The sequence below is a fragment of the Bacteroidota bacterium genome, assembly GCA_034439655.1.
Lineage (GTDB): Bacteria > Bacteroidota > Bacteroidia > UKL13-3 > UKL13-3 > CANJUD01.
The window spans coordinates 1-11549 of the sequence record JAWXAU010000153.1 but is presented as its reverse complement, the minus strand read 5'-3'; the positions used below and the strand labels follow the sequence as shown (position 1 = coordinate 11549).

Here is an 11549-nt window from a genome sequence, read left to right as displayed (position 1 = left end):
TCGGGATTAAGCGGGGCTTTCGGGATGTAGTTCGGCATTACCATTCTACAAACCAAATCCGCCACAGGCGGAGAACTATTATAGGTTAAGAATTGGTATTATATCTTCTCCTGCAAATATTTCCCAGTATAAGAGGCTTTGCATTTTGCTAAGTCTTCGGGAACGCCTTCAAACACTAAGTTTCCACCAATATCACCTGCTTCGGGGCCTAGGTCAATCACCCAATCCGCACATTTAATCATTTCAAGACTGTGTTCGATCACTATAATACTATGTCCTTTGTCGAGCAAGGCCGTAAAACTATTTAACAATTTTTTGATATCGTGAAAATGCAAACCAGTAGTTGGTTCATCAAATATAAATAATATATGATTATCACTTTGGCCACCTTTGCCCAGAAATGATGCAAGCTTTACCCGCTGTGCTTCTCCGCCGCTCAAGGTGCTTGCACTTTGGCCGAGTTTCACATATCCCAAACCCACATCTTGCAAAGGCTTTAATTTATCTATAATACTTTTTTCACTCGTAAATAATTGCATCGCTTCATCTACAGTTATATTTAATAGTTCACCAATGCTAACATTATTATATAATACTTCCAATACTTCATTTTTGAAACGCATGCCTTTGCAATCGTCGCAGGGCAATTTTATATCGGCCATAAATTGCATTTCGATAGTAGTTTCACCTTCGCCTTGGCAAGTATCACAGCGGCCACCTTCAACATTGAAACTAAAGTGCGAAGGCTTGAAGCCACTGGCTTTGGAAACGGGTTGGTTTGCATACAAATCGCGAATAGCATCATACGCTTTTATATAAGTAACCGGATTCGACCGACTCGATTTTCCAATCGGATTTTGGTCAATCATTTCCACTGCTTTTATATTCTTTATATTACCTTCTAGTTTATCTAATTTACCGGTTTGTTCGCCAAAATACCCACCAATTTCTTTTTGCAAAGCAGGATATAATACACCTTTTACCAAGGTAGTTTTTCCTGAACCAGAAACACCGGTTACCATCGTCAAAGTATTCAATGGAAATTTTACATTTAAGTTTTTGAGATTATTCTCTCGTGCACCTTGTACTTCTATATAATTTGTCCACTTGCGGCGGCGTTTTGGGACTTCTATTTCTTCCCTGCCTGATAAGTATTGACCCGTTAAACTTTCTTTATGTTTTAATGCTTCTTTCAGGGTTCCTTGAAATATTAAATTACCACCATTACTTCCCGCTAAAGGACCAATATCCACTAGCTCATCGGCAGCTTCCATCACTTCTTCATCATGCTCAACTACTATAACAGTATTACCCAAATCACGCAAATGTTTGAGCACAATAATCAATCTTTGTGTATCACGGCTGTGCAAACCAATACTCGGCTCGTCTAATATATACATGGCTCCCACAAGGCTACTACCAAGGGATGTAGCAAGATTTATTCTTTGCGATTCACCACCCGATAAAGTATTACTCAAACGATTTAAACTCAAATAACCGAGTCCCACATCACTTAAATATAATAGTCGGTTTCGTATTTCTTTTAATATACGTTTCGCAACTTTTTCTTCGTAATCATTTAATATAAAGTTGGCAAAGAATTCTTTGGCTTTATCAACCGACATTAACAATACCTCATGCAAAGAAAGCAATTGCGTGAATGGATCAAAACTTTTTGTGTTTATCTTATTATAGTTTTTTGCATCCACCAAACGTACATAAGCAGTATCTTTACGCAAACGTGTGCCCTTACAGTCGGGGCAAACTTGGCGGCCACGGTAGCGGCTTAACATTACGCGGTATTGTATTTTATAAGTTTGCTTTTCTATTTCTGCAAAGAAACCATCGATGCCTTCCCAGTTTTTGCCACCATGCCACAAAAAATCTAATTCCGCTTGATTCAATTCGCTATATGAACGGTGAATAGGGAAATCATTTTTGCGAGATAAAGCGATGAAGTGATTTTTCCACTCACTCATTTTTTCGCCACGCCAAGGAGCGATACAATCTTCGAATACGGACAGTATTTTATTGGGTACAACTAAGTCGGCATCGATACCAAGCACGCTGCCAAAACCCTCGCAGCGTTTGCATGCCCCATAAGGATTATTAAATGCAAAAAAGTGCGGCGTCGGAGTTTCAAACGTTATTCCATCAGCTTCAAATTTATTGGAGAAACTATATAATACTTTTTGTTCGCCAGTCACCATCAGTGTGCACTCACCATGGCCTTCCGCAAATGCTGTTTGTATACTATCGGCCATTCGGGTTTGCAATTCTTCGTCATTTTTATCAGTAACAAAACGGTCTATTAAAAGATATAGTTTCTGTTTGCCAACTTTTTTATCAAACGCTTTAAAATCGGCAATTGTTTCTTCAATATTATATATATCTTCGTTCAATATTATTCTAGTAAATCCTTTTTGCAGCAGCACTTCCAACTCTTTTTGCAATCCACGTTCGCTTGCTTTTATTTCCACCAATAAGTATACTTTACGGCCGTCGTCCATCTCATTAATCTGCAACATCGCATCATCGATGGTGTGCATCTTAACTTCTTTTTTGGAGACCGGGGAAAAAGTATGTCCTACACGAGCAAATAATAATTTTAGATAATCATATATTTCAGTACTGGTAGCAACTGTGGAACGCGGATTCCGGGTATTTACTTTTTGCTCAATGGCTACGGCTGGACTAATACCTTTTATATAATCCACATCGGGTTTGTTCATGCGGCCCATAAACTGCCGGGCATACGACGATAAACTTTCTACGTAGCGTCGTTGACCTTCGGCATATAAAGTATCGAATACCAAAGTTGATTTGCCTGAGCCCGAAACACCAGTAACCACGGTGAGTTTATTGCGTTTGAACTCCACACTCAGGTTCTTAAGGTTGTGAACCCGAGCGTTCTTGATAATGATGGAATTATTAAATTCTTTGGCCATTTGATTTTGACCCGCAAAGTTGAGGTATTATAGTCTAAGTTTTTTATAAAAGTTTCCAATTGGTTTTTAACATTGATGTGTAGGCCGTCATTGCCGAGCTCCTGATAAGCTATCGGGAGAACTGGGTTTGCGAGGCAGGCACGGCCGCGGCAATCTCGTCCAATGTTAACGGGATTGCTTCGTTCCTCGCAATGACGCTATATTCAAATTTCTTTCCTATTTTTGAAACCTTAAAACTCAAAAACACATGAAATATATTTACAGTTCCTTAGCTTGCTTGCTTTGCCTTGTTTCTTTAAGCAGTTTGCAAGCACAAGTTTCCCATACTCCTCAAAATAAAAATTTCTTGATAGAAAAAGGAACGGGACAAGTTTGCGGCAGTTGTCCCGGCATTGCCAAAAAGTGTGATACTGTTATTGAATCACACCCAGGTAGAGGCATGCTTATCGAATATCATTTTGGCCCCGATGCTACGCCACAGGCGGGTCAATTGGCTCAAGATTTTCGCACTTGGTATGGCGATACTATATATGAACCAACCAAATTGCATTGGCCTTTCTATTTGAATATGATGGTGAACCGTCTCGATCGTGGTGTTCCTTATGGTTCTACATTTATCTTTGGCCCTAATAATAATCAAGTGCAACCCGAAGCTGATAAATTGGTGGATGAAGTTTCGCCTGTTAATTTATATATGTTGCCTACTTACGATCCAACTACCCGTGAGCTTACCGTAAAAACAGAAGTGTATTATACTGCCGATGCGAATACAGATACCAATTATTTGCAAATAGCCATCACAGAAGATTCAATTATTTCTATGCAGTATGATCCTGAGTTTTATAAACTATATAATGGTTTTAATGCCAAGTTCAACCATACCAATGTATTTAGGGACAATATAAATGGTTTTGAAGGCGATATAATATTGAATACCAAACAAGGAATAACAGTAAGTCGTACTTATAAATATACAATGCCTACAAAGTATAGAAATATTGGATGCAATCCCACCCATTGCAAACTTACGATGTATATTTCCGATCAAAAGAAATTTTCGGGTAAGCAGTCATTGTTTGGTAATGTGAGCACCGCTATTCGAAGCGATTTCTATGGAAAATCATTTAACACTGGAGTAGCCGAAATAGATAATAAGACGCAAATCAATGTATTTCCAAATCCAAGTAAAGGTATTATATATATTAACAGTATGGATGCAGAAAATTATACTGTTGAAGTAATGGATATGCAAGGCAGAACTATATATAATAGCAATAAAATATTTTCTCAACAAAATTCAATAGATTTGTCGGGTAATTCTAAGGGCATATATTTTGTTAAAGTGAAGTCAGAAATGGGTGTTTCAACCCATAAAGTTGTTCTAGCCGACTAAGTTTATGTTGTTCAAAAGAGTTTTTATACTACCTAGTTTTGTGTGTTTTCTGATGAGCACGAATGCACAAAGTTTAAAACTAAGGAACCTTGCAACAGGTCAAATTATTACCGATACTGTTATTATACAATCAACAGATAATGGCGGTTGGGTGGGTGCTGAATCTTTAGACCTTGCTATAATAGTTGAGAATGTAGGATTGGGCCTCATTGAAGTGGGAGCCCGCAAAATTGAATATGAACAATTGCAAAGTAATGTACAGCATACTATATGTTTTGCAGGTCAATGTTATGATGTTTCTACTTTTGAATCCACTTTTCATGCTGCAATAGCAAAAGGCTCGAACGACAGTAGTTTTTTAGCCCATTATTTGTTCGATAATAAAGTACATGTTCGAGGAATTAATCATATCGCTTATGTGTTTTATGATGTAAATAATCCCAATGATTCTTCTGTTGTGCAAGTTATTTATAATACTGTAGTAGTATTGGGTGTCACTCAAGAAATTGCAAAATATTCTATTGTAGCTTATCCCAATCCTGCAAAAGATATATTATATTTATCAGGTATGCAAATAGGCAAAGAAAGTATTATAATGTTTGATATCCTAGGTAACAAAGTGTATCAAACTAATACAGATGAAACGGCGATGAGTGTGCCTCTATCAGCCCTTGCAAAGGGTGTTTATATATTGAGTGTTGGCGGGCAAGTGAGTAGGGTAGTGGTGGAGTAAAATATTGTCTGCCGTGTTTTGTCCTGTAGGTTCCGAAAGCCTTCGGGAGAAACATCTTTAATAGTGTAATAATAAAAAAACTACTCATACTTCTAATTACTTCTTCTTCATTCAATCTGTTTGCTCAGAAGAAAATTAACAGTAATGTCAAATTTCAATTGAGGTATTTTTATTCTGCTGATTATGCCGCGAGAACATATTAAGGTGCATATAGCTATGCAACAGGATTAAATTTGTCAAAACAGATTAGAAAGGATCTTTGTATTGATGTAGGTTTGCTTTATTCAAGCAGGGCTGAATACCTTAGCAATCTCGCTTTCTCAAGTTCATTGAATCTATTAACAGGATATGATACTACGTTTACTTATACATTGAAATATCAATTTGTGGAAGTACCACTAAAACTAAAGTGTTTTATTTTGCAAAAAGAAAAACTCAGTATGTATATAATGATTGGTATTTTCACTAATTATTATTAAAGAGCAAGAGCTCGGTATGAAGCTTATCCCAGAAGTGGTGGATGATTAGAGGGGAAGAGTATACAGCATACGCTTCTAGTAATATTACTGATTATTTTAACACAACTGTATTGTGGAGTTTAAGTGGCATTGGGGTGATTTATAATTTGCCTAATAAGTTTAATACCGAAACTCAATATATAATAGTGCAAAAGAAAGGGACTAATCCCGAATGCTTTCGGGATGTAGTTCGGCATTACCATTCTACAAATCAAATCCGCCACAACGGGAGATCTATTTTAGTTTAAGAATTGGTATAATATATATCGAGAATCAGAAAACCCATCATCAAAAAAGAACTTTTAGAGAAGAGTATATAGATTTTCTAAACGAGTTTGAAGTAGATTATGATGAACGGTTTATCTTTAAGGAACTGATATAACCGACATATCGTCCCTAAAGCGACTTCGAGTATTATGATAGGATTGTTTTGGTGACCGATATGCCGTCCCTAAAGGGCCTTAGGTCTTTTTTCAGATGCGACTTTTTGACCAACAAATCGGCCCTAAAGGGACTTTCAGTATACTTGTGTCTTTTTGTTGCCGAGATGCCGTCTCCTTAAAGGGACTTTTCTTAGTTACTCTACAATCAATTTCTGTGTCGATATAAAGTCATTCTCTGCAATGCGAACTATATATAACCCTTTCGAGAATCTTTTGGTGTCAATACTTACAAGCATTTGAAATGATGATTGAGAATATACCAATTCGCCAGTTGCCGAAAATATTTGTATAGCTTTTAAATGAGTATAAGTGGTTTCATTGCTTTGTAAAATTATACTTCCTGTATTTGTTGGATTGGGATATATATAATACTTTTCATTTTGTTGCGGAACTAAAATATTGGAAGTAGAATTATACTCTGCTGCACCAATACTTCTTTGGTTTTTATATACATATCCAAACACATCTACACTTGGTTCCGCTACCTGCTTCCCCGCAGCGATAGCAGGACTTCCCATTGCCAAATGGAAATCTTTTTTGGCAGTATCTACAAACATAAAAGTATCATTTCCATATACTCTCATACTGGATTCTTTCACCAAATCTGCTTCGGGCGTATCCCAATAGGGACCAGTGAAATTTGCATTCACCAAGCTATAATATATATTATTGCTGAAATAGGTAGAGCCTGCTTGCTGGGCACTTGCATTCATATAGGCGGTAGTGCCAAAAGCAAATATATTATTCTCCACCCTATTATTATATAATTTGGGATACAAATTACTGGTATTTAAAAGTCGGAAAGTAGTGCCGCTGCAATTGTAAAATGTATTATTAATTACATCGCAATCTCTAGCCGATGATAAAGCAAATCCACGCCCACAGCCAACTATAAGATTAGAATAAAAACGCAAGTTTCGCACTTCAAAGGTATCATTCGGGCAATAGAATTGCGGACCTGTATCGCCCCCAAATTCAAACACTACCCAGTTGCCAGAAGAAGCATTGATAAAGGTATTTCGCTCCATCGTAATATCGGATGCACCCCCTTTTATATGCCCCGCACTTTGACAATTTTCCAAATAATTTCCTTTAATTAATCCATGGTGGCATACATTAAAATCGAACGCATTACAATTTGGAATATCTTTGAAAACGCAATTGGTTACTTCAAAAAAATCGACTCCGCCAAACTTGAAAGCAGTGATAGAATTTGCATCCGTTACATTAGAAAAATAGCAGCTATCAAAAATTATATATTTTGCTTGTGTTGTACAACTACCATTATTATCCATATTGATGAGTCGCCCTGTGGCTGTGCTGTTTGCTTTAAAGTTAAGGTAACGAAAAGTTAAATGTTCGCAAGCCTGAAACTGCCAGCAACCACTGATATCATGCAAATCATTTTTATAACGCATAATCACAATAGGTTTTGCAGCAGTGCCTTTCAAACCAATAATTCCTTGGTAGCCTGTGTACGAGCCCGCATGCACAAATACCGTATCACCTGGCTTTACAACTACAGAAGCAGCTTGTATATTATTGTATGTTTGCCCAGGGCCAATATGTATTTGAGCTTGTATTTGTTGAATACTTATTATAGTAATTAAGAGCAGAAATTTACGAAACATCAGAATATTAGTTTTAGGCAATATTAGGTAAAATATTTTTAATATTCCTAATTCTAGAATAAGGTTTTTATTCTCTATATCATCTTTCTACTTTATACTTGCTACTATATGACCCCCACATTTTTTGCCAAACAATCAGATTTGAGAAAATGGTTCTAACAAAATCATTTGAAAGAAAAGGAGCTATTGGTCGGTTTTTATAAAGTGGGCTGCAATAAGCCTAGTATTACATGGCCGCAATCGGTTGATGAGGCTCTGTGCTTTGGTTGGATTGATGGCATTTGCAGGTCATATAATGAAGAGAGTTATACTATTCGTTTTACACCACGTAGATCCACAAGTATATGGAGTGCCATCAATATTGAAAAAGTAGAACAGCTCAGTGCAAAAGGTTTAATGAAACCAGAAGGACTTGCAGCTTTTGAAAAACGGAAAGAGCATAAGTCAAAAATATATAGTTACGAAAAGGAGGCAGTATCATTTAGCAAAGAATTCGCAATACAATTTAGTGCCAATAAAAAAGCTTGGACATTTTTTAACGCTCAAGCACCCGGATATAAAAAAACAATTACCCATTGGGTGATGGATGCAAAGCAAGAGGCTACACAAATTAAAAGACTGAATATATTAATTGGTAGTAGTGAAGCTGGAAAGAAGTTGCGATAGGGTAATCATTAAGGAATAAGGGATAGGGCGTAAGTGTTCCGCCGCGTCGGACGGCGTCAGCTCCTTATCCCTTACTCCTTGCTCCACATGACGACAATAATACCAAACACATGACGCACATCATTATTTGATGGATATGGACAGGGCTACTTTTGCATTGTTATTTACACGTAAAGTATATAACATGTTTTGAACTGAGAAAGTATTGATGCCTGTATAAACACTACCGATAAAGCATTAATATATATCAGCGAGAAGCAGACGGCTTATTATAAACCAATTTATAAAAATGAAAAACTTAAAAAATGGTCAGAAGAAGAACGGAGATTTTTTTGAAGACAACTTTCCACAAGGAAAACAGACAGAACTTGGCTTGCTTGTAGCCGACCAGATTAGTGCCATGATTGCCTATTGGGATCGAGACGAAATATGTCGGTATGCCAATAGTGCTTATTTAAAGTGGTATGGAAAATCAAATTCTGGTATCATAGATAATATAACTATGCAGGAGTTGCTTGGCATATTATATGATAAAAACCATCACTATTTAAAAGAAGTATTAAAGGGGAAAACGCAGATTTTTGAGCAAGAAACGATATCTCCCTTAGGCGATATTAATCATTCCATCACCACTTACACAGCGGATAAAATAAGCGGAATTGTAAAAGGGTTCTTTGTGCACATTACTGATATCACTGTAATTAAACTCAAAGAAAAGGAGATTATCCAAAGTAATGAAATGGTGAGTGATCAGAACAATCGCCTCACGAACTATACCTATCTGGTTTCATATAATCTTAAATCGAGTTCGGTTAAATTAGAAAAGACCATCAACTCGTTTATAGAAGCAAAGAATGAGAAAGAAAAAGGGAAAATTCTTGGGTCACTGTATGATTTATCATCTAGGTTTAGTGAAACTATAAAAGATCTGAATGATTATATTAGTTCACAAAGTCGGGTGAATTTGGAATTGAGCAGAAAATTATTGCTTAATAAAGTTCCTGTAAAATCGCTTTCCAAAATGCCGCATCAGCTATCCGATTTTAAAAAGAATCGACCGAATGGCGGAGGTGCCTAATTAAATTGACTATTCCAACTAGTAGTAGCTAGCCCTCTCGCAATTAAATGCGAGACGGGATAGTATAAAGGAGGGGGACTGTTTTTTGAAGATGGCAGAACCCCCTTTTTTATTTAATGATTGGATGATTTTTGATTTAATGTCCCGATAGTTATCTGGATTTGATTGAATGTCCATGCACAAGAATGATTTACTGAGACTCTCAATGGTTCCCCCGTAATCTTGCGGGGCTATCAGAACTAAGGCTGGTTTATATTTACTGCCTTTGTAATTTTTGATTAAAATATTTTCAATTATATTTGCTAGTCAAATAATATTGAATCATGAAAAAATATATCTTATCTATTATATTAATTTTTCCTTTTATTGGTAAATCGCAGCATACATTTTCTATTGTAGCTATTGATTCCTTAACAGGCGAAATAGGTAGTGCTGGTGCTACTTGTGGCGATAGTATTATTTGGCCTGGCACACCAGGAGCAAAGATTATAAGTGACCTTATTCCTGGCAAAGGTGCTATCCATACACAGGCTTATTATAACCCCAGCAACCAAGCAAATGCCCATGCCAAAATGGTGGCAGGTTTTAGTCCGCAAGCAATTATTAAATGGCTTGAAGAAAATGATACCGATTTTGATTCCAGTATTCGTCAGTATGGTATTGTAGATTATAATAGCGGACATCCCCGAAGTGCAGCTTTTACTGGCTCGCAATGTAATAATTATAAGAACCATAATTTGGGTGCCAATTATTCTATTCAAGGAAATATTTTATTGGGTCAGCAGATTTTAGATTCGATGGAGAACAGATTTAAAAACACCAAGGGAACTTTAGCTGATAAATTGATGGCCGCATTGCAAGGAGCCAATGTAGTAGGTGCAGATACACGCTGCAAACCCAATGGCACCAGTTCTTTGTCAGCATTTCTTAGGATGGCCAAACCTACCGATTCTGCAAACAATATATATATAGATTTGAATATTGCAGGAACTAAAACAGGCACTGAACCTATAGATGAATTGCAGAAAAAATATAATACTTGGAAAGCTATAGTGGGTATTTTAGAAAAAGAATATTATACACCATTAGAAGTTTCAATGGTTCCCAATCCAAGTGATGGAATTATTATAGTAAAATTAAATAATGCAAAGCCAACCAAAGTAGAAATAATGGGATTGTTGGGGCAAGTTGTGATGACTCAATATATTATATCAAACACATTTGAGCTCGATTTAAGTACCTTGAACAGTGGTTTATATTTTATCAATTTTTATAAAGGTGATATAAAAATCGGTACAGAAAGAATAGTTAAAAAATAATATATATGATAAGTATTAAAGCAATCACCGAATTTGCCTTATCCTTTGAAGGTGCAGTAGAGCAGCCGCATTTTGAAATAACTTCTTTCAGGGTGAACAAGAAAATATTTGCTTCGCTCGATATAAAGAAAAAACGCTTATGTGTGAAATTGTCTGCTATTGATCAGAGTGTTTTCTGCTCATTCGACAATACTATTATATATCCAGTGCCTAATAAATGGGGATTGCAAGGAGCCACTTATATAGAACTGAGTAAAGTGCCAGTATCAATGTGCAAGGATGCATTAACTTCATCATATTGTTTGGTTGCCCTGAAAAAAATGCGTAAGTTTTTACGTCATTCTGTTTGCCGCGGCGAACCGCTTCGGGCTAAGAATCTGCCCAATTGGAGACGAGTATTTTCACGCGAGCCGTCCCGACATTTATCTCATACGCGTCAACTAAAATATACAAATAGTTAACAGAAAGCTTTTATCCTCCACCCGAGCCGATTTGCAATCGGCTCGCATAAGGTTTGTGGTTTATAACCATTTCGATATCTTATTTCATACAATATTTAATATGTATTTGTGGGTTGCAAACCCTTTCCCTCTCGCAAGCCGATTGCATCCCCCCGCCTCGGCGGGGCTATCGCGGACGGCTCGGGTACATTACTAAACAGGCGGGTTGGTTGTAATAGTTTTTTTACTTTCATGATATTTATTTTAATTAATTTGTACGCTACAAAAATTAGACATAATCTATTAATATTTCACAAACTCTAGGTTGTAAATTACGACTTATATATTAGACCTCTTTCATAATTCGATTCTAATAATTA

At 36.6% G+C, this 11549-nt stretch carries 9 protein-coding genes; 7 read left to right on the top strand and 2 right to left on the bottom strand.

Features of this window, described 5'->3' with window-relative positions:
* Positions 1 to 98 precede the first annotated feature (98 nt).
* Positions 99 to 2948 carry an excinuclease ABC subunit UvrA gene (gene uvrA / locus SGJ10_11280; GenBank protein ID MDZ4758700.1) on the bottom strand — a complete coding sequence of 950 codons (2850 nt, stop codon included), beginning with the start codon at positions 2946 to 2948 and terminating at the stop codon, positions 99 to 101.
* A gap of 247 nt (positions 2949 to 3195) precedes the next feature.
* On the opposite strand from uvrA, the gene SGJ10_11275 reads away from it, so the two are divergent.
* From SGJ10_11275 to SGJ10_11265, 3 genes are all read left to right on the top strand, one after another.
* Entirely contained in the window at positions 3196 to 4341 is a 1146-nt protein-coding gene (locus SGJ10_11275) for a T9SS type A sorting domain-containing protein (GenBank protein MDZ4758699.1), read from the top strand.
* 52 nt (positions 4342 to 4393) lie between these two features.
* Positions 4394 to 5074, top strand: coding sequence for a T9SS type A sorting domain-containing protein (locus tag SGJ10_11270; protein ID MDZ4758698.1), 681 nt, complete (start codon positions 4394 to 4396; stop codon positions 5072 to 5074).
* Positions 5075 to 5307: 233 nt separating this feature from the next.
* Entirely contained in the window at positions 5308 to 5553 is a 246-nt protein-coding gene (locus SGJ10_11265) for a hypothetical protein (GenBank protein ID MDZ4758697.1), read from the top strand.
* Between the two features lie 616 nt (positions 5554 to 6169).
* Here SGJ10_11265 and SGJ10_11260 read toward each other — a convergent pair.
* Positions 6170 to 7687: a T9SS type A sorting domain-containing protein gene (locus SGJ10_11260; protein MDZ4758696.1), complete on the bottom strand. Its 1518-nt coding sequence runs from the start codon at positions 7685 to 7687 to the stop codon at positions 6170 to 6172.
* 183 nt (positions 7688 to 7870) lie between these two features.
* Here SGJ10_11260 and SGJ10_11255 point away from each other — a divergent pair, with 183 nt between their 5' ends.
* The 4 genes from SGJ10_11255 (at position 7871) to SGJ10_11240 (ending at position 11190) form a co-directional block, all read left to right on the top strand.
* Entirely contained in the window at positions 7871 to 8332 is a 462-nt protein-coding gene (locus SGJ10_11255; protein MDZ4758695.1) for a YdeI/OmpD-associated family protein, read from the top strand.
* A gap of 289 nt (positions 8333 to 8621) precedes the next feature.
* Positions 8622 to 9410 (top strand): PAS domain-containing protein, encoded by a 789-nt coding sequence (locus SGJ10_11250; GenBank protein ID MDZ4758694.1) that lies wholly within the window; start codon positions 8622 to 8624, stop codon positions 9408 to 9410.
* 323 nt (positions 9411 to 9733) lie between these two features.
* Positions 9734 to 10729, top strand: coding sequence for a DUF1028 domain-containing protein (locus SGJ10_11245; protein ID MDZ4758693.1), 996 nt, complete (start codon positions 9734 to 9736; stop codon positions 10727 to 10729).
* Positions 10730 to 10734: 5 nt separating this feature from the next.
* Entirely contained in the window at positions 10735 to 11190 is a 456-nt protein-coding gene (locus SGJ10_11240) for an MmcQ/YjbR family DNA-binding protein (GenBank protein ID MDZ4758692.1), read from the top strand.
* The last annotated feature ends 359 nt before the right edge of the window (positions 11191 to 11549 follow it).

What these genes read in the sequence shown, in the direction of transcription:
- SGJ10_11250 (MDZ4758694.1), top strand. Translation starts at nt 8,622, where the DNA reads ATGAAAAACTTAAAAAATGGTCAGAAGAAGAACGGAGATTTTTTTGAA.
- SGJ10_11240 (MDZ4758692.1), top strand. Translation starts at nt 10,735, where the DNA reads ATGATAAGTATTAAAGCAATCACCGAATTTGCCTTATCCTTTGAAGGT.
- SGJ10_11275 (MDZ4758699.1), top strand. Translation starts at nt 3,196, where the DNA reads ATGAAATATATTTACAGTTCCTTAGCTTGCTTGCTTTGCCTTGTTTCT.
- SGJ10_11270 (MDZ4758698.1), top strand. Translation starts at nt 4,394, where the DNA reads ATGAGCACGAATGCACAAAGTTTAAAACTAAGGAACCTTGCAACAGGT.
- SGJ10_11245 (MDZ4758693.1), top strand. Translation starts at nt 9,734, where the DNA reads ATGAAAAAATATATCTTATCTATTATATTAATTTTTCCTTTTATTGGT.
- uvrA (MDZ4758700.1), bottom strand. Translation starts at nt 2,948, where the DNA reads ATGGCCAAAGAATTTAATAATTCCATCATTATCAAGAACGCTCGGGTT.